Below are 24,431 nucleotides of genomic sequence, written 5' to 3' on the forward strand. Positions count from 1 at the left end.
AATATGACTGATGAGCAAAAGCCTGATCCTCCGGTTAATGAACCTGCTTCAAAAGTAGCACACAACAATCAAACTGAAGAAAATCCTGCCGAAGCAAAACAGAAAAAGTCTGGCAAGAAATATCTGCTGGGCAGCTTGATTCTGGTCATTCTGGTTTTGATTGGATTTGGCCTCTGGAAGACCTATCAACCTAAAGCGCTCGAACTGCAAGGCCGGGTTGAAGCGGAAACAGTGCAGGTTGCGACCAAAGTTCCAAGCCGGATTGAAAGGATCTATGTACACGAAGGTGATGAAGTAAAGAAAGGTCAGGTACTGGTTAAGTTACATAGTCCTGAAATTGAAGCGAAAAAACAGCAGGCACTCGCCACTTTGCAGTCTGCCCTAGCCCTCCAATCCACCGCAGAACGCGGTTCACAGGACGAAAATATTGCTTCTCTGCATGCCAACTGGCAATCACTGAAAGCGCAAGAACAGCTGGCAAAAACCTCCTATCAGCGGGGGGCAAACCTGTTTAAAGAAGGAGTGATTTCCCGTCAGCGCCGCGATGAACTGTATGCAGCATCACAGTCGGCCACACAAATGACTGAAGCGGCCTATCAGCAATATATCCGCGCCAAACGTGGCAGTACACCGCAGCAAAAAAGTTCAGCCGATGCACAGGTGGACATCGCCCGGGCAGCGGTAGCCGAAGCCAATGCCCTTGAGGCAGAAACTGAATTACTGGCACCGATCGATGCCACGGTATCCAAAACCTATGGCAATGTTTCGGAGCTGGTCGCAACTGCTGTACCTCTGGTCAGCCTGATTTCGGCAGAACGCTGGGTCAGTCTGAATATCCGTGAAGATCAATATGCTTCTTTACACGAAAAAAAGCAGCTCGAAGGTTATATCCCGGCCCTTAATAAAACCGCGAACTTTAATGTAAAAAGTATCAGTGCTGAAGGTGAGTTTGCCACGATCAAGACTACCCGCCAAACTGGCGGTTATGATGTGCGCAGTTTTAAAGTTCATCTCGTGCCTGCCGCCAAAATTCCAGAACTGAAAGTCGGCATGAGTGTATTGTTTAAACTGCAAGAGCCGAAATAAATGGCAACTGGATTCTGGGCCGGCATTCAGCGTGAATTAGCCTATTTATATAGAGAAAAATGGGATCTGGCACTGGTCTTGCTGGCCCCTGCCTGCATTTTAATTTTATTCGGCAGCATGTTTGCCAAAGGCAAACCTGATCATTTACCGATTGCTATTATTGACCAAGATCAAAGCAGCCTGAGTACTCAGATTTATGATCATTTATCTCTGAATTCTACTCTGCGAGTGTATAGCGTTTCTGATCAGAGCGTTGAGGTTGAAAAACTGCTCAACCAGAATAAAATCTGGGGCTACATCCATATTCCTACAGGTGCTGAACAGCGACTGGTCCAGGCACAAAATGCCGAAATCAGTATTGCCTTTAATCAGAGCTATTTCAGTATCGGCAATACCATTTCTTCAGCCATGTTACTCAGTACACTACAGGCAATGGCTGAGTTTACCGGAAAACAGTATCTGGGCAATACTCTGCCTGATCTGGATGCACCAACACCGAATATTAAAATTTCTCCACTTTATAACCCGCAGCTGAATTATGAGTTTTATCTGGAACCGTATATGGTTCCGGCGATTCTGCATTTGCTCTTGTGTTGCTGTGTGGCTTTTTCAGTAGGTCAGGAGCTCAAGCGGCATACTTTTCATCATTGGATTAATAAACAGAATCTCTGGTCAGCCCTTCTCTCTAAGAATCTGGTCTATGTGGCGATCTTCTGTCTCTGGACCTGGGCCTGGATGTTGTGGATGGTTGAGTTCCGCGGCTGGTTTATTGCCGGCTCATTCTGGCTGATTGTATTGGCTCAAATCTTATTCTATAGCGCCTATGCCTTTATCAGTAGCGCGGTCGTACTCGCTACGCAGGACCTGACCAAATCTTTTGGCCTACTCGCGGTCTATGGTGGTTCATCGCTCAGTTTTGCCGGTGTGACTTTACCCTTAAATAATGCCCCGCTGTTTACCCAGTTCTGGGCCCATATTATTCCTTATACACCTTATGCCAAATTACAAACCGAGCAATGGGTGATTGGCAGTCCTCTAGCTATTTCACTGCAACCGATGTTAATACTGATAGTCTATGTACTGCTTTACGCCGGACTGGCCTATATTTTTTTAAAGAAGACCGCTAAAGGAGTGTCGACATGAAAGCACTCTGGAGGGCTTACTGCAAAACCTTTAAAGATATTGTCAGCAATAGCAGTATTTTTACCACGCTGATTCTCTCGGTACTATTTTACAGCTTTTTCTATCCAACCGCCTACAAAGCTGAACAGGCCAAAGCCTTGCCGATTATTATTGTCGATGAAGAGCAAAGTGCCCTAACCAGCAGCATTATCAGTCACGTCAGTCAAAGCCCGAATGTACAGACCATAGCCGTCACCGGGAATTTTGCTGAAGCCAGGCAATGGGTAGAATCTCAAAAAGCTGACGGGATCTTGTTATTACCGGATAATCTTTCACAATCCATTCGACATGGGGAAAATGGGGGGATCGGGCTATACCTGAGTGCAGCCAATTTCCTGATTACTAAACAGATTGGCTTAGGTCTAGTGGCTTCCGTTGAAAATACTCTAAGTGAATATACTGAACGTTTTAGCGAAATTTCACATTTCTCACCTGCCCTGTCTATTCACCAGATTCCGCTTTTCAATCCCCTATCCGGCTATGGCAGTTATGTATTTCCAGCTGTTGCACCACTGATTATTCATCAGACAATTTTTTTGGGACTTAGCATGCTGATTGCCCTGTACCGGGAAAATAAACAGATGCTTAATCTAATCACCTTGAGCGGGATTGGTCTGGCTATTTTGACGATTGGCTGTCTGGGTTGTTATTACCTGTTTGGCTTTACCTTCTGGTTGTTTGACTATCCACGTGGGGGCAATTTCTGGGGCATGCTACTCGCTGTACCAGTATTTGTGTTCTGTATGATTGGCATCACGATCCTGTTCGCCAGTTTTCTAGATATGCCGGAACGTGCCGGACATATAATTGTCTTCACTTCCATTCCATTTTTTATGCTGTCTGGAGTTGCCTGGCCACACGCTGCAATGCCCGTCTGGATGCAATTCATTGGACAGGCTTTACCTTCAACACAGATCGTTCAAATGTTTATCCAGCTGAATCAGATGGGCGTACCCACTTACCTGATTCTAGGAAAGCTTGCTTATCTGTTTGTGGTCGGCATGATCTGCATGGGCTTAGGCTATTATCGACTACGCCCACGCAGTTAAATTGAGCCGTGTTTCATTAAGACCCCTCCAACACAACGTTATTCACCAAAAACCTGAATATTAAAGTTACGAATTTTGCTGCTACCATGAGGCTGGTCAAAACTGACATCATATTGCACCAGATTTTTGGGATAGGCAATTTCATAACTGATCTTATATTGAGTCACTCCTTTTTCCTCTTCAATGCGTTTGCTCATTAAAGTTTTGGACTTATAAGCTTCTTGAGGAATCGTGCGAGAAAAGCGCTTCATTAGTTTCTGGTTATCTTTAAATTCTGCCTGTAGCTGAGGTTCAAGATAGGTCAAAAATTTATCATATTTACCCTCGCGCAAATCATTATAAGCAGCTTCCGCAGCCTGTTCCTGTGCCGGACTAGGATTCGGAATCTCCTCTTGAGTACAGCCATGTAATCCGATCAGGGTAGCCAGTAGCATTAATCTGGTTTTCATCATTCACCTTTTTTTAGTCGATGTATGAAAAAGGACGCCGCAGCGTCCTCTTGTTCAGTGAAGAATTTACTCTTTTACTGTAGCGTTATCATCTGCCTGTTCAGCATCTTGCTCACCAGCCACAAGATCCGCAGTTGACTCTGTATTTTCAGTATCAGCCAATACATCCAATTCTTCATCTTCAACCGCTTCAATGGCTTCTACACCAACCAGTGTTTCATCTTCACCAAGACGGATCAGACGAACCCCTTGAGCATTACGGCCAGTTTGTGCAACTTCGGATGCACGAGTCCGTACCAATGTTCCGCCATCTGAAATCAGCATCAACTCTTTAGAAGCATCAATCGCAACTGCACCTACAAGTTCACCATTACGCTCGGACGTCTTGATTGCAATTACGCCTTTACCGCCGCGTTTCTTGGTCGGGAATTCATCTACTGTGGTACGTTTACCATAACCATTGGCAGAAGCACACAGCACTTCACCTGTTTCTGGAACGACCACCAGTGATACGATACGGCTAATAAAGCTAGTTTCAGTCGCCTCGTCATCATCAGACTCGACATCTGCATCTTCTGCATCTTCGACCTGAGCAGCGCCGATGGTTACACGCATACCGCGTACACCTTTGGCTGAACGCCCCATAGCACGAACATCAGTTTCCGCAAAACGGATTGCTTTGCCTTCATTCGAGAACAGCATGATCTGCTGTTCGCCATCGGTAATGGCCACGCCAATCAGGGTATCATCGCCATTCAGCTCAATCGCACGCAGACCATTTGAGCGGACATTGGAGAACTGTTCCAGTTCTACACGTTTAATCGTACCGTACTCGGTAGCCATAAACACATAGAAGTTTTTACGCAGGTTTTCTGCCAGCTCTGCAAATTCAGCAACAACTTCATCATCCAGATCAGTCGCAGAAAGCTCAACGCCCAATTCCTTCAGCTGAACACGCAAGGCATCAGACAGATCATCTCCATCTTTAAGCTCTGCAAATGCTGCTTCCAGACCCGCATAATACTTGGCGATAATGTCATTCTTCTGCAGCTGTTCCATATTTGCTTTTACAAAGCTACGGAAGCCTGCCAGACGCTCTTTGAATTTCTTCGGGGCTTCCATGACTGGCAGAATCGCAGTAATGGTTTCATGCTCTTCCAGTGGTAACAGGTTGACCATTGGACGGCCTTTGGAACCACGTGAGGCTTGCGGCACTTCAAACACACGCAGACGATAAACTTTACCAACATTGGTAAAACAAAGCACCGTAGCATGGCTCGAGGTCACAATCAGATGTTGGATATAATCATCTTCTTTCATCGAAGTAGCAGACTTGCCGCGGCCACCACGACGTTGTGCGGCATAATCAGACAATGGCTGAGTTTTTGCATAACCTGACTGGGAAACAGTCAATACCATCTGCTCTTCTGGAATCAGATCTTCACGCGAGAAGTCGATACGAGACTCAACAATATCTGTCTTACGTGCATCGCCATATTGTTGCAGCACCAGCGCAAGCTCTTCTTTAATCACATTCATCAATAAGTTGAAGTCATTTAAGATAGCAGTATATTCAGCAATTTGAGCCAAGATTTCAGAATATTCAGCTTGAAGTTTATCCTGCTCAAGACCGGTCAAACGGTGTAAACGCAATTCCATAATCGCGTTGACTTGAGTCGGAGATAAACGATACACATCACCATCAATACCAAATGGACGGTTTGGATCTTCGCCTTCAATTTCATCAGGACGTACAGAAACAGCGCCCGCCTTTTCAAGCAATGCTGCCACACCACCTGCTGCCCACTCACCCGCTTGCAAACGCTCACGCGCTTCAGCAGGGTTAGCAGAAGTTTTGATGGTTTCAATGATGGCATCAATATTTGCCAGCGCAACTGTCAGGCCTTCTAATATATGACCACGTTCACGTGCCTTGCGTAATTCGAACATGGTCCGGCGGGTCACAACTTCCTGACGGTGACGGATAAACGCTGCAACGATATCTTTCAGGTTCATCAATTTTGGCTGGCCATTGTCCAGGCAAACCATATTAATGCTGAACGAGTTTTCCAGCTGGGTATTCAGAAACAGGTTGTTGACGATGACTTCAGCATTTTCACCACGCTTCAGGTCAATCGCAATACGCATCCCATCTTTATCTGATTCGTCACGAAGTTCTGAAATTCCTTCGAGTTTTTTCTCTTTAACCAGCTCGGCAATACGCTCAATGGTTTTAGCTTTATTGACCTGATAAGGAATTTCAGTAAATACAATAGTGGTACGGCCAGACTTCTGATCTTCCTCAAAATGGTATTTACCACGGATATGCAAACGGCCTTTACCGGTGCGGTAAGCATCAACAATCCCTGATTTACCATAGATAATACCGCCTGTAGGGAAATCTGGACCGGAAATATGCTCCATTAATCCTTCAATGCTGATATTCGGGTTATCTGCATAGGCCAGACACGCATTCACCACTTCTGTCATGTTGTGCGGCGCCATATTGGTCGCCATACCAACTGCAATCCCCGCAGCACCATTGACCAGCAGGTTTGGAATACGGGTCGGCATCACTTGTGGAATACGTTCTGAGCCGTCGTAGTTGTCTTCCCAGTCAACGGTATCTTTTTCAAGATCCGCCAGTAATTCATGGGTCAGCTTACGCATGCGGACTTCGGTATAACGCATCGCAGCAGCACTATCGCCATCGATCGAACCAAAGTTCCCTTGTCCATCTACCAGTTGGTAACGTAAACTGAAGTCCTGTGCCATGCGTACAATTGTTTCATAAACGGCTAAATCCCCATGCGGGTGATATTTACCGATGACGTCACCTACAACACGGGCAGACTTTTTGTAAGCTTTGTTGTAGTCATTGCCCAATTCGTGCATTGCGAAAAGCACACGACGATGAACAGGTTTTAGACCATCTCGTACATCCGGCAAGGCACGTGAAACGATCACGCTCATTGCATAGTCTAAATACGAGTGCTTGAGTTCATCCTCAATGGCAATCGGTCTAATTTCCGATACGCTCATGCATACTCCTTATTCTATAAGCCAGCTTTGGCTTATATTTATATGTCGTAAATCCAGCAAAATTATTAACTCAAACGACAGAGCTAAAAACTAAAATACAGCCCTAAATTATAGCATAAACCTGGCTAATTTTGTGCTTTAGCTTCAATCTTAATCTTGTTAATTTACTTAAATTTAGTGATTATTTTTTACACAAACCGCCAAACAAAAATAGAAATATAGCCATATATCATCTTATGCTAGAAATTGGCTAAATCGCTCACATTTCAAATCAAGCGGGCTTAAAAACCTTTCATACGCAGCAGTTATATTTATTCGGATTTATCTTGCTTCATCAAATGAAAGCTGATCAAAAATAACCCTAGGATTAAGGGGAATTCATAGAGCTCTTCCATCAAATCTTTATACTGAATGTCGCGTAGAAATAATGTATCAATGGCACGCTCATGCTCAATCGCATCTGAAATAATTAAGCCCGAACAAGCCAATACTAACGCCCATACTGGCAGCATAAAATGCTTAAGCTTTCGAATAATTTCTTTTCTTAAATGCTCAGAAAACAGCATAAATATCACAGGGGAAATCAACATGATCGAAATTGCACGAAAATAAGGCTTAGGAACCTCAGGAAAATAATCTCGCCCCCAACTGGTGCTGCGCCCAAACAGCAACAACCACCACAGGACTGCCCACAACCAAAACTGCTTTTTTCCGTCTTGCAAATCTAAGGGCCGAATATAGAAATAGCTAAATATGGCACACATTAGCAATAACAAGGCTTGTAAATTTTCCACAAAACGAACTATTTCACCATCGTGTAATGGTACTTGCAGATCAGCAGAAAATGGAAATAAAAAACACAGGATGGCAATGGCTATAATCGGCCACGTAAGCCGGGTATCGACCAACAAAAGACTACTCCTACCCAAACGACAAAGTAGGGTAAAGCTTAAAAAAAGATGGCGAATAATATCATAAATGCTTTATACGAATAATAGCCCTGTGTGTTTTAATCATACATTGCAAAGACACAATACGAGCATAGTCCTACTCTGCCCTCAACTTAGAACTGCTCCTATTGGAAATGTAACATACAAAAATCACTGATTGCTCGGACTTTAACACCGACCGTAAAAAACGCCCTTGAGTAAAACAGTAAAGTATTACTTTAACTGCTTACACAAGAGCGTCTTTTTTAAACCTGATTCAGGAATTAGATTTTAGAAACCAATTCAGGAATAACAGTATTCAAGTCACCTACTAACCAGTAATCAGCAACTGCATTAATTGGTGCTTCTTCATCTTTGTTGATCGCAACGATCACTTTAGATTCTTTCATACCTGCCAAATGCTGAATCGCACCAGAGATACCGACAGCGATATAAAGTTCAGGTGCAACAATTTTACCTGTTTGACCCACTTGCATGTCATTAGGAACAAAACCAGCATCTACCGCAGCACGTGAAGCACCTTGAGCAGCACCCAGCTTGTCAGCCAGTGGATCAAGAATCGCGTGATAGTTTTCACCCGAACCCACACCACGACCACCTGAAACCACAATACGCGCAGCTGTCAGTTCTGGACGCTCAGATTTCACAATTTCTTCTGATACAAACTTAGAAATACCTGCATCACCTTGGGACGCAGCAGCTTCAACCGCAGCTGAACCACCTTCTGCTGCCACAGCATCAAATGCAGTACCACGAACCGTGCCCAGTACGATGTCTTCGCCTGATTCTACAGTTGCAATCGCGTTACCTGCATAGATTGGGCGCTTGAAGGTTTTAGGACCGTCAACCGCAATGATGTCAGTGATCATGCTGACATCTAATAAAGCAGCTGCGCGTGGCAGAATATTTTTACCAGTTGTCGTAGAAGCAGCCAGAATATGGCTATAGCCTTTGCCTAGTTCTGCAACCAGTTTCGCTACGTTTTCAGCCAGCTGGTTTGCATAAGCAGCGTCATCAGCAAGTAATACTTTACTTACACCAGCCACTTTCGCAGCCTGATCAGCAACTGCCTGCGCGCCAGAACCCGCTACCAATACAGTGATATCACCACCGATTTTTTGCGCCGCAGCAACAACGTTTAAAGTAGCAGCGTTTAATGCTTTGTTGTCGTGCTCAGCGATAACTAAAATACTCATGATTTTTATCCTTCTGTATTAGATCACTTTCGCTTCGTTTTTCAATTTTTCTACAAGCTCATCTACAGACTTCACTTGTACGCCAGCTTTACGCTCTGCAGGAGACTCAACTTTCACTGTTTTCAGTTTAGTTGTAGCGGTTACACCGAAATCTGCAGGAGACTTGGTATCCAGCGGCTTTTTACGCGCTTTCATAATATTTGGCAGAGCTGCATAACGTGGCTCGTTCAAACGCAAGTCAGTGGTAATGATCGCTGGAAGTGATAATTCAACAGTTTGTAGACCACCGTCGATTTCACGCGTCACTTGTACTTTATCGCCTTCAACTTTAACTTCCGAAGCAAATGTACCTTGACCTGCACCCATAAGCGCACCCAGCATCTGACCAACCTGGTTAGAGTCGTCATCAATTGCCTGTTTACCCAGAAGGATCAGTTGCGGTTGTTCAGCGTCAACCACACCTTTTAGAATTTTGGCAATTTCCAGTGCACCCAGCTGACTATCATCAGCTTCCACCAGAATACCGCGGTCAGCGCCAAGCGCCATCGCAGAACGGATTTGTTCTTGCGCTTCTTTAGGACCAATAGACACAACAACGATTTCTGAAACAGTTCCTTTTTCTTTTAAACGAACCGCTTCTTCCACTGCGATTTCACAGAATGGGTTAATTGACATTTTAACGTTTGTTAAGTCAACACCACTGTTGTCCGGCTTAACGCGAACCTTAACGTTGGCATCAACCACACGTTTTACAGCAACAAGAGCCTTCATGTAATCCTCGGCTGTTTTAGCAAATGTAAATGTTGAGAAAAGTTATTGTAACTCTTCACTTAAATTTTTTTAGGTGCCCTATCTTGCAATGCGTACGGCATTTCGGTCAAGTCACAATTCAGGAAAGAGCTGTAAAAATATATAAATTTCCTTGAACGATGCGTTCACAATTAATAAGTATCTTTTTATTACAAGGGATTGCACCCAGTTTTATATAAAAATTAACCTTTGATTTTTAGTATTTTTTTATTTGATTAATCCCATCAGTAGTTTTGATGTAGTGCTGCTAAAATATCCAGCCCACCTCTTTTGGCCCACAAAATAATCAATTCTCTGGCCTTAATATTTTTGTCATTTTAGACATAGCTTTCTCTGACTGACCATTCATCTTCAATGAAGTATTATTCTGATGTCTATTTCTCCTCCATTCAGGTTAAATTTTCTTGTACTTTCTCCCTTCTTTCATACCCAAAGCATGCCGAATTCAGGGGGGTTGATTTTAAAGTCTGAGGGTTCAGAATTAGCGACTACTTACAAACTGTAGACGGGGTTAAATGAGCAAATATACTTCCCCTTCCCTCGTAAAAAACCTCCGGAATATTTTATGCCTATTGAAATTGAGACCACACGGTTATTACTGCGGCAATGGCATCCGTCGGACTATCCGGTTTTTGCCAAGATGAATGCAGACCCGGAAGTGATGCGCCATTTCCCACAATGCCTGAATAACAGGCAAAGCAATGCCTTGGCAGATAAATTCTACCAACTGATTGAAAGACAGAGTTGGGGATTTTGGGCACTAGAATTAAAACGCAGCCGACAATTTATTGGTTTTACCGGCTTACATTATCGACCGCAACAATTCAGTTTTTCTCCCTGTACTGAAGTGGGCTGGCGTCTGGCTCAGGCGTATTGGGGAAAAGGCTATGCAACTGAAGCGGCACTTGCCTGTCTCGTCTTTGCATTTCAACATTTAAATCTTGCCGAAGTTGTGTCATTTACCGCAGTGAATAATATAAAGTCACAAGCCGTAATGCAGCGTTTAAATATGAATATTGTGGGATATTTTGATCATCCTGCCTTGGACAGACACCACGCTCTAGCCCCACATATTTTATATAGCCTTAAGCAGGCTGACTTTCCAGGAAATCACGATGTACATGGCTTAAGTCAATCAATTCATATTGCGCAAGTTTAAAAACCTCCCAAACGGCCATAAAGTCTTCTTTCAAATCAATATGAGCCGAGGGCTGTGCTGTTTCTTGCCACTGCAGGTCTGAAATCCACAGATAATATTGTTGTGTAACCGGATTTACCGCCTGAACTTTACCGGCAGCATTGACTCCTTGAACCACGGTATTTTCCGGAAGTACAGGTTCAATCTTGGCTAAACTGATTTCTACAAAGTGTTTGACCTGACGCAAGCCATAGCCTGCAAAAATTTCTTTTTGTGCAGCAGTTAATTGATCATATTTCTCTAAAATATCTAAAATCATTACTTTGCCTATATTTTTCTTTCCAATATTTACATGACGAGTGGGGGCAGTTAATAATTTCCTTCCCTTCGATTATTAATGCCACCCACTTTATACTGATAGGAGGCTGTTATACCTTATAAATTGACTTTTTATTATGCGACAATAGTTCAAATGCCATCTAGATAGACTCCCTATTGTTTCACCCCCTGATTTAAATTAGATGACAAGGAGGTCGCCAGAATTAACAAACCATAAACCGGCAAAGCCTGCTTGCTCTCTTAATTTTTAAAAACTGTCCGATTTTTTAAGTTGGGCGCGAGGATGGGCTTGATCATAAATCTGTGCCAGACGGTCAAAATCAAGATGGGTATAAATTTGCGTGGTGCTTAAGTTGCTATGCCCCAGCATCTCCTGAACGGCACGTAGATCTCCGCTATTTGATAGCATATGACTGGCAAAACAATGTCTTAATAAATGCGGATGCAGATCGACATTTACACCGGCGCGCTGTGCCTGAAACTTGACCCGGTTTTCAATTTGACGGGCGCCCAGTGGCTGGCCTTTTTGGGTAATAAAGACATTCGCATCTGCGACAAAGTCACCATTCCATAACGGATAAATTTTCAGCCATTCCATTAAGCTGTCTTTGGCTTTTGAACCAAATGGTACCACTCGAGTTTTGTTCCCCTTACCGGTAATTCTTAATAATTGACGATTGAAATCAATGTCCTTGATTCTTAGACCTTGAATTTCCGCTAGCCGCAAGCCGCTGGAATATAACAACTCCAAAATTGCTTTGTCTCTCAGCCACATCTGCTGCTGTGCTTGAGTTTCGGGCGCGGACTGATCTAGAATTTGGTTGACCGTTTCAATATCAATCATTCCCGGCAAAGGACGTGACTGACGCTTCAGCTGAAAATCATCGGCCGGATTAAAGGCCAGATACTGAGACTGCTGCGCCCATTTCATGAACTGGCGGATAGAGGACAGCATGCGTTGCAAACTGCTTGAACTCAAGCCTTGCTGTTCTACCTTTTCAGCCAGAAACTGACGCAAATCTGTGGCTTCGACATCATTTAAAGCCAGTTTTTGCTGTGCACAGAATTTCAGAAAATCAGTCACATCACGCGTATAAGCCTGTAAAGTATGTTTGGACTGGTTTTGAATTTCCCGTTCTTTTAACCAGATCCCGAGCAACTCTTTAGCAGTTCCCTCCATATACCCCATTAAATACGCTCCAGATAGGTATCAATCAGCGCAGCCACCTGTGCAGGCTGACTGGCAGCAAAAAAGTGATCCCCGCCTTGGAGGGTATGTAGTGTTGCACTTCGAAAGGTCTGTTCCAGATATTGTCCTAGCTGAACAGTACTTAAAGAATCCTGATCTCCCCAGATCAGCAAGATGGGAACCTCAAGGCTGGCAAGTTGCTCCGGACTAAATTCGGTTTGGTCTTCTAAAAAACAGTCAGGGACTGCCTTAAACTGCTCGCGATAACCTGTTCGCCAGTCTGCACAGCCGAACTGCTGCACGTTTAGGCCGCCAGATGTAGCCAGTAAAACCAGTCCTTTGACTTTTTCGGAGTGATTAAGCGCAAGCCCAAGCGCCAGCACACCACCCATAGACTGTGCAACCAGGATAGAATCTGCTTCAATCTGCTGATTCAGATAGGCTTGCAGATCATGCAGGTTGTGAATGGCCGAATTTGGCGCGATGCCATCGAATCCTGGATAAGCCAAAATCTGATAAGCCTGTCCTGGTGCTAAATAAGTAGTCAAAGGCTGCCAGAAACCTTGACTGCCTGATGCTCCTGGTAAAAATACAAGCTGATTCATGGCGTTGTTGTTCTATGCATTTAATATAATTTTATCCTAACATAAAAAAAGCGCCGTTCTGAGCACAGCGCTTTTTTAGATCGCCCGAGGTTCTGCATTAACTCTGGAAATAACGTAGATCCAGACGTCCTTCATAGACATTTGCCGTTGGCCCGGTCATCCAGACCAGATCGCCCTCGACCCATTCAATCTGCAATTTGCCACCAGCAAGTTCCATCTCGACCTTACTGGACAGCAAGCCACGGCGCATACCCGAAACTGCTGCCGCACAGGCCCCTGTGCCACAGGCCAGAGTTTCCCCGACCCCACGCTCATAGACTCGCAAACGTGCATGCATTTCATCCACAATCTGCATAAAACCGGCATTGACCCGGGCAGGAAAACGCTGATGCGATTCTACCTGCGGACCAATTTTTGCGACATCTGCGGTGAGCACATTCGGAACAATAGTCACCGCATGTGGATTGCCCATATTCACCACATCAATGGTCAGCTTTTTATCACCTTCCAAATCAATGTCATATAAATTATCCGGCTCATCCGCCAGGAATGGAATCTCCTGCGGCAGGAATTTCGGATAGCCCATATTGACCCGCACCCAGCCATTGGCCCCCAGCTCCGGCTCAATAATGCCAGCTTTGGTCTGCACCTTGATTTTGGTCTTGCTGGTCAGTTGACGCTCATGCACAAAACGCGCAAAACAACGCACGCCATTACCACACTGTTCAACCTCAGAACCATCGGCGTTAAAAATACGATATTTAAAATCTGCAGTTGGAATATCAGGCGGTTCAACAATCAGCAGTTGATCAAAACCCACACCAAAATTACGGTGAGCCAAACGTTGAATGGTCAGCGTATCCAGATAAGCGCGTTGGCTGATCAGATCCACCACCATAAAGTCATTGCCCAAGCCATGCATCTTGGTAAATTCTAATAACACTTTGATTTACTCCTTTTAAGGCAATAAACGCTCGCGTTCCCAAAGTGATTCAATCGTTTCACGTTCACGAATCAGATGTGCCTGATCACCATTGACCATCACTTCAGCGGCTCGGCCACGGCTGTTATAGTTCGAGCTCATCACAAAACCATATGCGCCTGCACCGAGTACAGCCAGCACATCATTTTCCTGAATAGCAAGCTGACGCTCTTTACCCAGAAAGTCACCCGTCTCACAGATCGCACCGACCACATCCCACTCTTTACTCGCTGTATCTGTACGTGGCGTTACCGGCTGAATATCCATCCAGGCCTCATACAACGCCGGGCGGATCAAGTCATTCATCGCGGCATCGATGATGGCAAAGTTGCGGTGAACCGTTGGTTTCAGTAAATCCACTTTAGTCAGCAATACGCCGGCATTGGCTGAAATGCTACGGCCCGGTTCCATATAAACTTTTAAACCCAGTTTTTTCAGGGCCGGACGTAGTGCATTGGCATACTCTTCGACAGATGGCGGAGTTTCATCTTTATAGGTCACTCCCAAACCACCTCCAATGTCGATATGTTTCAACTGAATCCCCATCTCTTTCAGCTTATCAATCATCACAATGACACGATCCAGTGCATCGACAAAAGGCTGGGTTTCAGTCAATTGCGAACCGATATGACAGTCAATTCCCACTATTTCCAGATTCGGCAAAGATGCGGCGTATTGGTAAGTTTCAAATACGCTCTCCGATGGAATACCAAACTTGTTTTCTTTTAAACCCGTCGAAATATAAGGATGGGTTTTGGCATCAACGTCTGGATTGACGCGTAAAGAAATCGGGGCTTTTTTACCCATCTTAGCCGCTACTTTCTGGATACGATCCAGCTCGGCATGTGACTCAACGTTAAAGCAGGCAATCCCCACTTCCAATGCTTTTTGAATATCCGCTTCAGATTTACCCAAACCCGAGAACACGATTTTTGCAGCTTCACCACCGGCTTTGAGTACACGAGCAAGTTCACCACCGGTCACAATATCAAAACCGGCACCTTGCTTGGCCAATACATTCAATACCGCAATATTAGAGTTTGACTTTACCGCAAAGCAGATTTGATGATCGATAAAGCTAAAAGCACGGTCCATCTCCAGATAATGCTTTTCAAAAGTGGCTTTGGAATAAACATACAGTGGTGTGCCAAACTGCTCGGCAAGCTGTTGCAGTGAACATTGCTCGGCGTGCAATACCCCATTAATACGGGTGAAACTCATGAACGTATCCTTTCTTTGAACGTTTTAAGGAGATGATGTTGAATCGGATTCTACGGGTGCTTCAAACTGCTGCCTAACTGGTGCATCCTGTTTTTCACCAGACGCAGGTGTCGCAGGCTCGGTGTTTTTGTAAAGCAGATATTTGGCACGCTTATCGTGATTTGGGTCAGCAGGAAGATGTAAGGCTCCCGATTGTCCACAACCTGCCAGCACAAAGCCGGCTGTAATTAAACTGATGTAGCAAATGACCTGATGCATCTGACCACCTAATCTGAGTATTTTCATAAAGTATAACGCGATGATAGAAATAGACCAAAGCGCTCAACCTTAGAGAGTATCTTGAGACATTAAAAAACGCCAGCAGATCGCTGACGTTTTTATTGATATGGATTATTTATGTTTCTGTTTATAGAAGCCCAAATAACCAATAATCAGTAAAACAAACCAGATCGGACTGACCATCAGGGCACGACGCGTATCTTCTTCCAGCGCCAAGACACCAATCATGGCAACAAAGAAAATAATCACGATCCAGCAGGTCACCAGTCCACCAGGTAATTTAAACACCGATTTGGCATGCAACTCGGGACGGGTTTTATAGTAAATCATATAACTCCAGATAATCATGAGCCATACACAGATAAATAAAATCGTCGACAGGGTCGTTGCCAGAGTAAATGCTTCTACGGTGTTCGGCACGAAGTACTGTAAAGCTGCGCCTAATAACAGACATACTGCAGAAAAATACAGGGCATTGGCAGGTACAGCGCGACTGTTTAAACGTCCAAAGGATTTCGGTGCCTGCTGTTCACGTGACAAACCAAACAACATCCGGCTGGTCGAAAACACTCCACTATTCATGGAAGACATGACCGAGGACAATACGACCAAGTTCATGATAATGGCAGCCGCAGCAATGCCCGCCTGACTGAACAGATCAACGAATGGCGAAATATTCGGGTCAATCTGGTTCCATGGCGTAACCGACATCACGATAAGCAAGGCAAGCACATAGAAAATAATGATACGAATCGGAATCGAATTGACCGCTTTAGGCAGGTTTCTTTCCGGGTCTTTGGTTTCAGCAGCTGTGGTACCGACCAGCTCTACCCCAACAAAGGCGAAGATGGCAATCTGGAAACCCGCCAGGAAACCCATGGCGCCCGTTGGGAATAAACCTCCATGCTCCCAGAGATAGCTAAAGGAAGCCTGTGTACCCGCATCGGAGGTAAATCCGGTAAAGATCATCCATAAACCCACCGCAATCAATACGATAATGGCAATAATCTTGATCAGGGCAAACCAGAACTCCATTTCACCAAACAGTTTTACCGTGACCAGGTTCAGTCCCATGATAAAGACAATAGCAGCAATACTGATCAGCACCCCTTCACCCGCGGTGAAAGGCAGGCCGTTATTGAAGAACTGCAGGTAATAAATAATTGCAGAAAGATCTGCAATACCAATGGTGATCCAGCACAGCCAATAGGTCCAGCCGATAAAATATCCTGCCCATGGTCCGATCAGGTCAGTAGCAAAATCAATAAACGATTTATAGTGCAAATTAGACAGCAATAATTCGCCTAATGCACGCATGACCAGAAACACCATGAAGCCGATGATCATATAGATCACCAGAATAGACGGTCCTGCCAAACTGATGGTTTTTCCCGAGCCCATAAACAGGCCGGTTCCGATTGCCCCACCAATCGCAATTAGCTGCAGATGCCGGTTAGACAAGCTACGCTGTAATTCACCCTCTTGCGATGATGAGTGGCTATATTTTTCTGACATTATTCATTTCAACTTTGTTTTTAATGGCGACAAGTTAACTTAAAAATATAAAAATACAAAAAAGAAAATCGCTTTTCATTTATATTTTCCCATTCACTCGAGTCGCGGCTAAGAAATTGACTTGAAACCAAGAGAACCAGAGCCATCCATTCAGTGAGTACACCAAACTGACCCCTCTGGTTTCCAGGAAAGCTATAGTAGCGAATTATTCTGCATTCTTGAGGATTTCTCTAAAATTTGAGTCAATCGGTGTCGATATTTTTCAGACAACTTCCTTCCTGCCTGAAAAATCAAGCTACTTAGCCAAATCTTGTTGAAATTATTTTTTATTAGGCTTGAGGATAACTCGTGTATTCCAATAACAGCCTTTCTTCTATGAGCAGATGACTGGTCTCCTTCAATTCCCATCCCCCCCCACAGGCCTGTACGTCATGCTTGATATTTAGCGCTCTCTTTTGTCCTGCCGAGTTTCTCTATCTTCGTGAATTGAACAAGTATTTTCTTGTCAAAACTTTTAAATTGTGCAAAAAATAGAAGACAAATCCGCCATTATTTGTGTTCAGGATGAACTCACTTGGCATCGTAATTACTTTTTAATCAAGACCTCAAATAAAACTGACATGGATCAATAAGAAGAATTTTATGCAAAATTTACAAAGTCTGATGGAAACTTTGAGCGGCTGGATCTGGGGCCCTTATATGTTGGTACTGCTGGTTGGCACCGGTGTATTCCTCACTTTCCGCCTAGTATTCTGGCAATTCCGTATGCTGCCTTTTGCAATCAAACAAGTGTTTGGCAAGCATCCTGCTCATGAAAAACATGGAGATATTTCCCATTTTGCCTCTCTCATGACTGCCCTGTCTGCCACCATTGGTACCGGTAATATTGCCGGGGTGGCCACGGCCTGTGTATTGGGCGGTCCGGGTGCAATCTTCTGGATGTGGATGACGGCGCTGTTTGGCATGGCCACCAAGTATGGTGAAGGCGTACTGGCAGTGAAATACCGCATTAAAAATGAAAAAGGTGAAATGTCCGGTGGCCCGATGTATTACATTGAACGCGGACTTAAATGGAAGTGGCTGGCCCTGATCTTCGCCCTGTTCGGCACCTTGGCCTCTTTCGGAATCGGCAGTTCGGTTCAATCCAATACCGTTGCGCTGGCTGTAGAAAACAGTCTGGGAGTTGAAACCTGGATCACTGGTGTGGTGATTACCCTACTTTCTGCCCTGGTGATTCTGGGCGGGATTAAATCCATTTCCAAAGCGGCTTCCCTGATTGTTCCGATCATGGCACTGGGCTATGTGGCCGGAGGCTTAATTATTATTTTCACTCACCTTGAACTGGTGATGCCTGCCCTAAAAATGATTTTCACTTATGCCTTTACTGGTGAGGCTGCCATGGGTGGTGCCGTCGGTGCTGCCATTCGCTATGGTGTGGCGCGCGGAGTATTTTCCAATGAAGCTGGTATGGGTTCTGCCCCAATCGCTGCTGCTGCGGCCAAAACCGACCATCCTGTCCGGCAGGGTCTGGTATCGATGACCGGTACATTTATTGACACCATTATTGTCTGTTCAATTACCGGTATTGTACTGGTAATTGGCTATATTCTGGCTGGCAGCAGTTTTGGTGGTGAAACTGGCGCTGTGCTGACCACCCAGGTATTTGACCGGTTGCTGCCGGGTGTAGGGGGCTGGGTGGTGACTTTCGGGATTATTTTCTTTGCCTATTCCACGATTCTCGGCTGGAGCTATTATGGTGAAAAATGTGCCACCTATCTGCTTGGTGAGAGGTTTGTCCTGCCGTATCGCATCATTTATATCCTGTCGGTTTTTGTCGGCTGCGTCGCCACTCTAGATCTGGTCTGGCTCTTCGCCGATACCTTTAATGGCCTGATGGCTGTACCTAACCTGATTGCGCTGCTATTACTGTCCGGCATTATCGTTAAGGAGTCCAAAGACTTTGTTGCCCGTCGCCAATCTGGCGAGCTGTATTAAGACCAGAAATTTTCTAAACTAGCAAACTACCTTCTCTTCTGGCTTCTGGTGGTTTTTGATTTTCATCTTCGCTGAATGATTTTAAAAACCACCTTTACTCTGTATGCTGTGCAGTAGTTTTATCAGTTTTTATATCGATTATGGCTAAAGCAAAAAGTGTATATCGTTGTGAACAATGTGGCACAGATCATTCTAAATGGGCTGGTCAATGTTCAGAATGTGGTGAATGGAACAGCTTGGTAGAAGTGACTATTGCCCCTGCAACGACACACCGTGCCCAGCCTAAAATGGGCGGAGGTTATGCCGGTCAGGCCGCCGCAATCACCACCTTAAATAAAATTTCCGTTTCTCATGAAACCCGTCTTCCGACTGGAATCAGCGAGTTTGACCGTGTATTGGGGGGTGGTCTGGTCACAGGTTCTGTGGTCCTGATCGGAGGGGACCCCGGTATTGGTAAATCCACTATCCTGCTGCAAACAGCCACTCATATGGCAGCAGGCAACAGCTCGGCGCTTTATGTAACCGGTGAAGAATCTTTATCGCAGGTGGCTTTACGCGCCCAGCGTCTGGATCTGCCAACAGATCGGCTTAGAGTCATGGCTGAAACCTGTGTGGAACGCATCTGTGAAGTGCTGGCACAGGAACGTCCTGCGGTGGCCATTCTGGACTCGATTCAAACCTTATATACCGAAACCTTACAGTCTGCACCGGGTGGTGTTTCCCAAATCCGCGAATCGGCGGCCCTGCTGACGCGTTTTGCTAAAAATAGTGGTACTGCCCTGTTTATTGTCGGCCATGTGACCAAAGAAGGTGCGCTGGCGGGTCCACGTGTGCTGGAACACATGGTGGACTGTGTGCTGTATTTTGAAGGTCAGTCAGATTCACGTTACCGCATGATCCGTGCAGTCAAAAACCGTTTTGGGGCAGTGAATGAACTCGGCGTGTTTGGCATGACCGATAAAGGCCTGCGTGAAGTGGCCAACCCTTCTGCGATTTTCCTGAGCCGCTATGATGAAGCTATTCCGGGTTCAATCGTGATGATTAGCCGTGAAGGTACGCGCCCTTTACTGGTTGAAGTTCAGGCGCTTGTAGATGATGCTCATGGTCAACCACGCCGTGTGGCACTTGGACTGGAACAGAATCGGCTTAATATGTTACTGGCAGTGATGCACCGGCATGGAGGCGTTCAGACTTCCGGACAGGATGTCTATGTCAATATAGTCGGCGGCCTGAAAATTACCGAAACAGGTTCAGACCTGGCTGTTCTACTTGCCTGTGCTTCCAGTATCCGTACCAAAGCCCTGCCTCAGCAGCTCGCAGTGTTTGGTGAAGTCGGATTGTCTGGAGAAATTCGTCCGGTACCCAATGGCCAGGAGCGCCTGAAAGAAGCAGTCAAACATGGCTTTAAATATATTATTTTGCCACGTGCCAATGCACCGCAAAAACCGATTCCAGGCGTTCAGGTGATTGCGGTAGCACGTTTACATGAAGCCTTGACAGAAGCCATCAGCTTAAGTGACGAACTAAATTAGCGTGGATTAAAATCGGGAAAAAGCCTAAAAAAATACAGATTTCTAATTGAAATTCTCTATAAAGCCTATATAAATAGAGAGTTCAAATAGATTTATTCATATAGGAAAATTGGATGGAAGTTCGACAGCGTGGTTTGATCGCCGGCTTTTTAACAGCAGCATTACTGGTTGCACCTTTAACTGCTGAAGCAAAACGTGCCGGTGGCGGTAAAAGCCACGGTATGCAACGTTCTGCGGCGCCTACTCAGTCTTATCAGCAACCTCGTCAGGCTGCACCTGTACAACAGGCTCCAGCCGCGGGTGCTGCAACCCAGCAAAAATCTGGCCCAGGTGTAGGTGGTATGGTTGCTGCGGGTGTTGCGGGTGCTGCCATTGGTGCAGTTGCTGCCAACGCACTGGCTGATGATCAAAATGCTGCAGCCTCTGAAGCTCAGGCAGCTCAAGAAGAGGAAAAAGGTGGTATTCCAGGCTGGATCTGGATCCTGCTTGCTGCTGCTGTTGCCTTCTTCATTTTCCGTAAGATGGGCGCAAAAAAAAAAGTAGCTTCTAATCCGTATGCGCCAAATAGTGGTGCTGGTCAGCCAGCACCCTTTGGCCAAGCGCCTGCTGCACCGCGTGGTGGTGATAATACCAACATCTTTGGTCAAAGCGTGAGCGGCAACACTACGGGCAATAATGCACCATTTGGTTCAGCGCCGGTAAATAATGCGCCATTCGGTACAGCGTATACCAATAGTGGTCAGCAGTTACCAGATGGAACTGAGCCGGCTGCCTTCCTGCGTGTTGCACGTCAGCGCTTCAACCATATTCAGTCCATGAATACAGCAAGCAATATTTCTGAGATTCAGCGCTATTTAACTCCTGACCTGTATCAGTCCATGTATAACGATATTATGGCCAATCAGGATCAGGACGTAGCGGAGTTCTCGAACTTGAATGCGATGGTTGCAGATTCATCTACAGAAAATGGTCAATACGTGGTGAGTGTACGCTTTACCGGCACAGTAAGCGAAGACCTGAACAGCCAACCACAACCATTTGCTGAGATCTGGCACTTTGTAAAGCCTGCCGGTTCCCAACAAGACTGGCTGGTTGCAGGCATCCAGCAAGAACTGTAATTTATAGCAATTTAACAATACTATTTTAAAAGCGATCTTCGGATCGCTTTTTTATGGCGCAGTATTAGCTTTTCTTGAGCTTTCATTTTACCCTAGGGCCACTATATTTGAGGTTGCCTTATGACTCAGCGTATTAGCTTTTCTTGAGCTTTCATTTTACCCTAGGGCCACTATATTTGAGGTTGCCTTATGACTCAGCGTATTTCTCCTCCTGCTGCCCTTTCTAATCGTGCCCTTGCCGGTAATGCCGAAGCGCAATTTGAACTGGCTGAACTGTATATGCAAAGCGAGTATGAAGATGACATCATTCTGGCAGAAGAATGGGCTTTAAAAGCAGCCAACGGCGGACTGGTTGAAGCCATGTACTGGCTGGGTGAAGGCTATACAGTCTATGCCAAAGAACTGGCGGAAGAAGACCCGGAAGAATCCAAAGCACACTTTGAGTTAGCCTATTACTGGTTAAGCAAGGCCAATATCGAGAAGCACCCTGCAGCAACCTTGGAACTGGCAGGTTTTTACCGCCGCGGTGATGTCATTGAAAAAGATGTCGAAAAATCTATCACACTGGTGAAGCAAGCTGCTGAATGGGGTGAGGTTCAAGCGATGCGTGATCTGGCCTTTATCTATGCCAATGGTCTAGGGATTGATGCTGATGAAGAACAGGCAGATTACTGGACACAAAAAGCAGATGAAATTGAGCAGAAAATAGAATAAATGAGAAGCCCATCAGATGATGGGCTGTTCAATCTTTTCAGATTCGCCAGTTTTTTATGCAATCAAAAATATCTTCAGTTTTTATAGTTAGATATTCAATACTTAAGTTCGTTTGTCCAAATTTATAATAGCAATTTGAATTTCCTCTTTACTTTAAAACAAGATGAAAATCAGCACACTCGTCTGAGTCCGAAAAAATAATCAGGAATCATCATCTAATCACTTTTTAGCAAGACTTCTGAGCATAGCTATTTACTTTTTATTGGTTAAACTCCACACGCGATTACTATTTTTACAGACTAACTTTCCTAAATTTTGACCATTATCTATAAATAGCGCAGCGATAGAGTTGGAACAGAATTAGTTTCCAAGTACAATACCCCGCTAGTCGAGGGATGCTGCGACGTTTTACAGGTACAAAATGTAAAAGCGCCAGGCTCGACGATCGGCCAGTCTTTTTCTAGACAGACCAACAACGGCATCCGCGAACTGAATGATCAATTATTGTTTTTTATAAGGAGATCGTGATGAACGCGGTTAATGCTTCATTTACAGATTATAAAGTTGCTGATATTTCACTGGCTGACTATGGCCGTAAAGAAATCAAACTTGCTGAAGCAGAAATGCCAGCATTAATGGGTCTGCGTAAGCGTTATTCAGCTGCGAAACCACTGGCAGGCGCGAAAATTCTCGGCTGTATCCACATGACGATTCAAACTGCAGTTTTAATTGAAACATTGGTTGAATTAGGTGCAGAAGTTCGTTGGACTTCTTGTAATATTTTCTCGACTCAAGACCATGCTGCGGCTGCAATTGCAGCGTCTGGCGTACCTGTATTTGCCTGGAAAGGTGAAACCGAAGAAGAATATGTATGGTGTCTAGAACAACAGATTAATGTCAATGGCAAACCTTGGGATGCCAACATGATTCTGGATGATGGCGGTGACTTGACTGCACTGGTTCATGAAAAATATCCTGAAATGCTGGCAAAAATCCACGGGATTACTGAAGAGACCACTACAGGCGTACAACGTCTGCTAGAAATGTGGAAAGACGGTTCTCTGAAAGTACCTGCAATCAACGTCAACGATTCAGTCACCAAGTCTAAAAACGACAATAAATACGGTTGCCGTCACTCACTTAACGATGCGATCAAACGTGGTACAGATATGCTGTTATCTGGCCGTCGCGCGCTTGTGATTGGTTATGGTGACGTAGGTAAAGGTTCTGCCCAGTCACTTCGCCAAGAAGGTATGATTGTACGTGTTACTGAAATCGACCCAATCTGTGCCATGCAAGCATGTATGGACGGCTACGAAGTGGTTGCACCATACAAAAATGGCGTTCAAACAGGCAAAAAAGAAGACATCAACCTTGAGCTTCTGCAAAACACGGATCTGATTGTTACCACAACAGGTAACTACCACGTATGTGATGCTGCCATGTTAGACACTTTAAAACCGGGTGCAGTGGTATGTAACATCGGCCACTTTGACACTGAAATTGACACCAACTATTTACGTGGTTACAAGTGGGTTGAAGTAAAACCTCAAGTTCATCAAGTATATCGTTCTGAAAATGAAAACGATTACCTGATCCTGCTTTCTGAAGGTCGTCTGGTGAACCTGGGGAACGCAACAGGTCACCCATCACGTGTGATGGACGGTTCTTTTGCCAACCAGGTACTTGCTCAAATGCACTTGTTTGCTGAAAAGTTTGCCGACCTGCCTGAAGATCAAAAACAGGCTGCGATTCGTGTAGAACTACTTCCCAAGAAACTAGATGAAGAAGTGGCTGCTGCAATGGTTGCTGGTTTCGGCGGCGTATTAACGACTTTAACGCAAGAACAAGCGGATTATTTAGGTGTTCAAGTTGAAGGTCCGTTTAAATCGGATGCTTATAAATACTAATTAAACTCCACCCTCTCCCTAACCCTCTCCCATAGGGAGAGGGAACATTCATTACCAAATGTATGTCATCGAGGGTAAGTCCTCTCCTGAGCGTGCTTAAAGCACTGCTTTGAAGCTCAGCGCAAGAGAG

21 protein-coding genes are annotated in these 24,431 nt (G+C 45.0%); 9 read left to right on the forward strand and 12 right to left on the reverse strand.

Translation table 11 applies throughout. The features are described from left to right. Positions 1-3: 3 nt before the first annotated feature. Genes E5Y90_RS09955 through E5Y90_RS09965 form a run of 3 tightly spaced genes read left to right on the forward strand, consistent with a single transcriptional unit; the run spans position 4 to position 3,317 of the window. Positions 4-1,086, forward strand: a complete 1,083-nt coding sequence (locus E5Y90_RS09955; protein ID WP_151203497.1) for an HlyD family secretion protein — start codon at positions 4-6, stop codon at positions 1,084-1,086. Continuing rightward, positions 1,087-2,229 carry an ABC transporter permease gene (locus tag E5Y90_RS09960; RefSeq protein ID WP_151203495.1) on the forward strand — a complete coding sequence of 381 codons (1,143 nt, stop codon included), beginning with the start codon at positions 1,087-1,089 and terminating at the stop codon, positions 2,227-2,229. After that, the gene (locus tag E5Y90_RS09965) at positions 2,226-3,317 is read left to right on the forward strand and encodes an ABC transporter permease (RefSeq protein ID WP_151203493.1); all 1,092 of its coding nucleotides are present in this window, start codon (positions 2,226-2,228) and stop codon (positions 3,315-3,317) included. Before E5Y90_RS09960 ends, E5Y90_RS09965 begins: the two co-directional genes overlap by 4 nt. Before the next feature lie 38 nt (positions 3,318-3,355). On the opposite strand, the gene E5Y90_RS09970 is transcribed toward E5Y90_RS09965, so the two are convergent. The 5 genes from E5Y90_RS09970 to E5Y90_RS09990 all read right to left on the reverse strand — a co-directional run bounded on the left by E5Y90_RS09970 (position 3,356) and on the right by E5Y90_RS09990 (position 9,725). After that, entirely contained in the window at positions 3,356-3,766 is a 411-nt protein-coding gene (locus tag E5Y90_RS09970; RefSeq protein WP_151203491.1) for a DUF4878 domain-containing protein, read from the reverse strand. A gap of 66 nt (positions 3,767-3,832) precedes the next feature. After that, the gene (gene gyrA / locus E5Y90_RS09975; RefSeq protein ID WP_174660140.1) at positions 3,833-6,808 is read right to left on the reverse strand and encodes a DNA gyrase subunit A; all 2,976 of its coding nucleotides are present in this window, start codon (positions 6,806-6,808) and stop codon (positions 3,833-3,835) included. A 311-nt stretch (positions 6,809-7,119) separates the two neighbouring features. After that, the gene (locus E5Y90_RS09980; RefSeq protein ID WP_151203487.1) at positions 7,120-7,719 is read right to left on the reverse strand and encodes a hypothetical protein; all 600 of its coding nucleotides are present in this window, start codon (positions 7,717-7,719) and stop codon (positions 7,120-7,122) included. A gap of 302 nt (positions 7,720-8,021) precedes the next feature. Beyond that, positions 8,022-8,954: an FAD-binding protein gene (locus tag E5Y90_RS09985; protein WP_151203485.1), complete on the reverse strand. Its 933-nt coding sequence runs from the start codon at positions 8,952-8,954 to the stop codon at positions 8,022-8,024. Positions 8,955-8,972: 18 nt separating this feature from the next. Then, positions 8,973-9,725: an electron transfer flavoprotein subunit beta/FixA family protein gene (locus E5Y90_RS09990; RefSeq protein WP_151205880.1), complete on the reverse strand. Its 753-nt coding sequence runs from the start codon at positions 9,723-9,725 to the stop codon at positions 8,973-8,975. Between the two features lie 604 nt (positions 9,726-10,329). Between E5Y90_RS09990 and E5Y90_RS09995 the strand changes: the two genes are divergently transcribed. Beyond that, on the forward strand, positions 10,330-10,923 hold the full coding sequence (locus E5Y90_RS09995; RefSeq protein ID WP_151203481.1) for a GNAT family N-acetyltransferase: 594 nt from the start codon (positions 10,330-10,332) through the stop codon (positions 10,921-10,923). On the opposite strand, the gene E5Y90_RS10000 is transcribed toward E5Y90_RS09995, so the two are convergent. The 7 genes from E5Y90_RS10000 to E5Y90_RS10030 form a co-directional block, all read right to left on the reverse strand. After that, entirely contained in the window at positions 10,850-11,221 is a 372-nt protein-coding gene (locus tag E5Y90_RS10000; RefSeq protein ID WP_151203479.1) for a hypothetical protein, read from the reverse strand. The genes E5Y90_RS09995 and E5Y90_RS10000 overlap by 74 nt on opposite strands. A gap of 267 nt (positions 11,222-11,488) precedes the next feature. After that, a complete protein-coding gene (xerA, locus tag E5Y90_RS10005; protein ID WP_151203477.1) occupies positions 11,489-12,430 on the reverse strand; it encodes a site-specific tyrosine recombinase/integron integrase in 942 nt (313 codons plus the stop codon). Then, positions 12,430-13,035 carry an alpha/beta fold hydrolase gene (locus E5Y90_RS10010; RefSeq protein WP_151203475.1) on the reverse strand — a complete coding sequence of 202 codons (606 nt, stop codon included), beginning with the start codon at positions 13,033-13,035 and terminating at the stop codon, positions 12,430-12,432. Before E5Y90_RS10010 ends, xerA begins: the two co-directional genes overlap by 1 nt. A gap of 97 nt (positions 13,036-13,132) precedes the next feature. Continuing rightward, positions 13,133-13,978 carry a diaminopimelate epimerase gene (gene dapF, locus E5Y90_RS10015; RefSeq protein WP_174660141.1) on the reverse strand — a complete coding sequence of 282 codons (846 nt, stop codon included), beginning with the start codon at positions 13,976-13,978 and terminating at the stop codon, positions 13,133-13,135. A gap of 15 nt (positions 13,979-13,993) precedes the next feature. Then, positions 13,994-15,238 (reverse strand): diaminopimelate decarboxylase, encoded by a 1,245-nt coding sequence (gene lysA / locus E5Y90_RS10020; RefSeq protein ID WP_151203471.1) that lies wholly within the window; start codon positions 15,236-15,238, stop codon positions 13,994-13,996. Between the two features lie 24 nt (positions 15,239-15,262). Beyond that, the gene (gene lptM / locus E5Y90_RS10025) at positions 15,263-15,496 is read right to left on the reverse strand and encodes an LPS translocon maturation chaperone LptM (RefSeq protein WP_151203469.1); all 234 of its coding nucleotides are present in this window, start codon (positions 15,494-15,496) and stop codon (positions 15,263-15,265) included. Between the two features lie 132 nt (positions 15,497-15,628). Further along, positions 15,629-17,032, reverse strand: a complete 1,404-nt coding sequence (locus E5Y90_RS10030) for an amino acid permease (RefSeq protein WP_151203467.1) — start codon at positions 17,030-17,032, stop codon at positions 15,629-15,631. A 642-nt stretch (positions 17,033-17,674) separates the two neighbouring features. Between E5Y90_RS10030 and E5Y90_RS10035 the strand changes: the two genes are divergently transcribed. The 5 genes from E5Y90_RS10035 to ahcY all read left to right on the forward strand — a co-directional run bounded on the left by E5Y90_RS10035 (position 17,675) and on the right by ahcY (position 24,301). Beyond that, positions 17,675-19,027 (forward strand): alanine/glycine:cation symporter family protein, encoded by a 1,353-nt coding sequence (locus E5Y90_RS10035; protein ID WP_151205871.1) that lies wholly within the window; start codon positions 17,675-17,677, stop codon positions 19,025-19,027. Between the two features lie 140 nt (positions 19,028-19,167). After that, a complete protein-coding gene (radA, locus tag E5Y90_RS10040; RefSeq protein ID WP_151205870.1) occupies positions 19,168-20,559 on the forward strand; it encodes a DNA repair protein RadA in 1,392 nt (463 codons plus the stop codon). 113 nt (positions 20,560-20,672) lie between these two features. Next, positions 20,673-21,677: a Tim44 domain-containing protein gene (locus E5Y90_RS10045; RefSeq protein WP_174660142.1), complete on the forward strand. Its 1,005-nt coding sequence runs from the start codon at positions 20,673-20,675 to the stop codon at positions 21,675-21,677. A 189-nt stretch (positions 21,678-21,866) separates the two neighbouring features. Next, the gene (locus E5Y90_RS10050; protein ID WP_174660143.1) at positions 21,867-22,391 is read left to right on the forward strand and encodes a tetratricopeptide repeat protein; all 525 of its coding nucleotides are present in this window, start codon (positions 21,867-21,869) and stop codon (positions 22,389-22,391) included. Positions 22,392-22,918: 527 nt separating this feature from the next. After that, complete coding sequence (ahcY, locus tag E5Y90_RS10055) at positions 22,919-24,301, forward strand: adenosylhomocysteinase (RefSeq protein WP_151204888.1); 1,383 nt, start codon at positions 22,919-22,921, stop codon at positions 24,299-24,301. Positions 24,302-24,431 lie beyond the last annotated feature (130 nt).

The organism is Acinetobacter sp. 10FS3-1 (assembly GCF_013343215.1).
Taxonomy (GTDB): domain Bacteria; phylum Pseudomonadota; class Gammaproteobacteria; order Pseudomonadales; family Moraxellaceae; genus Acinetobacter; species Acinetobacter lwoffii_C.

Bases quoted from the DNA above. Each gene is read 5' to 3' on its own strand.
- E5Y90_RS10050 (WP_174660143.1), top strand. From the start codon at position 21,867: ATGACTCAGCGTATTTCTCCTCCTGCTGCCCTTTCTAATCGTGCCCTT.
- E5Y90_RS10030 (WP_151203467.1), bottom strand. From the start codon at position 17,032: ATGTCAGAAAAATATAGCCACTCATCATCGCAAGAGGGTGAATTACAG.
- gyrA (WP_174660140.1), bottom strand. From the start codon at position 6,808: ATGAGCGTATCGGAAATTAGACCGATTGCCATTGAGGATGAACTCAAG.
- lptM (WP_151203469.1), bottom strand. From the start codon at position 15,496: ATGCATCAGGTCATTTGCTACATCAGTTTAATTACAGCCGGCTTTGTG.
- xerA (WP_151203477.1), bottom strand. From the start codon at position 12,430: ATGGGGTATATGGAGGGAACTGCTAAAGAGTTGCTCGGGATCTGGTTA.
- E5Y90_RS10010 (WP_151203475.1), bottom strand. From the start codon at position 13,035: ATGAATCAGCTTGTATTTTTACCAGGAGCATCAGGCAGTCAAGGTTTC.
- E5Y90_RS09970 (WP_151203491.1), bottom strand. From the start codon at position 3,766: ATGAAAACCAGATTAATGCTACTGGCTACCCTGATCGGATTACATGGC.
- E5Y90_RS09995 (WP_151203481.1), top strand. From the start codon at position 10,330: ATGCCTATTGAAATTGAGACCACACGGTTATTACTGCGGCAATGGCAT.
- E5Y90_RS10000 (WP_151203479.1), bottom strand. From the start codon at position 11,221: ATGATTTTAGATATTTTAGAGAAATATGATCAATTAACTGCTGCACAA.
- E5Y90_RS09985 (WP_151203485.1), bottom strand. From the start codon at position 8,954: ATGAGTATTTTAGTTATCGCTGAGCACGACAACAAAGCATTAAACGCT.
- E5Y90_RS10035 (WP_151205871.1), top strand. From the start codon at position 17,675: ATGCAAAATTTACAAAGTCTGATGGAAACTTTGAGCGGCTGGATCTGG.
- E5Y90_RS09960 (WP_151203495.1), top strand. From the start codon at position 1,087: ATGGCAACTGGATTCTGGGCCGGCATTCAGCGTGAATTAGCCTATTTA.
- lysA (WP_151203471.1), bottom strand. From the start codon at position 15,238: ATGAGTTTCACCCGTATTAATGGGGTATTGCACGCCGAGCAATGTTCA.
- radA (WP_151205870.1), top strand. From the start codon at position 19,168: ATGGCTAAAGCAAAAAGTGTATATCGTTGTGAACAATGTGGCACAGAT.
- ahcY (WP_151204888.1), top strand. From the start codon at position 22,919: ATGAACGCGGTTAATGCTTCATTTACAGATTATAAAGTTGCTGATATT.
- E5Y90_RS09990 (WP_151205880.1), bottom strand. From the start codon at position 9,725: ATGAAGGCTCTTGTTGCTGTAAAACGTGTGGTTGATGCCAACGTTAAG.
- E5Y90_RS10045 (WP_174660142.1), top strand. From the start codon at position 20,673: ATGGAAGTTCGACAGCGTGGTTTGATCGCCGGCTTTTTAACAGCAGCA.
- E5Y90_RS09965 (WP_151203493.1), top strand. From the start codon at position 2,226: ATGAAAGCACTCTGGAGGGCTTACTGCAAAACCTTTAAAGATATTGTC.
- E5Y90_RS09955 (WP_151203497.1), top strand. From the start codon at position 4: ATGACTGATGAGCAAAAGCCTGATCCTCCGGTTAATGAACCTGCTTCA.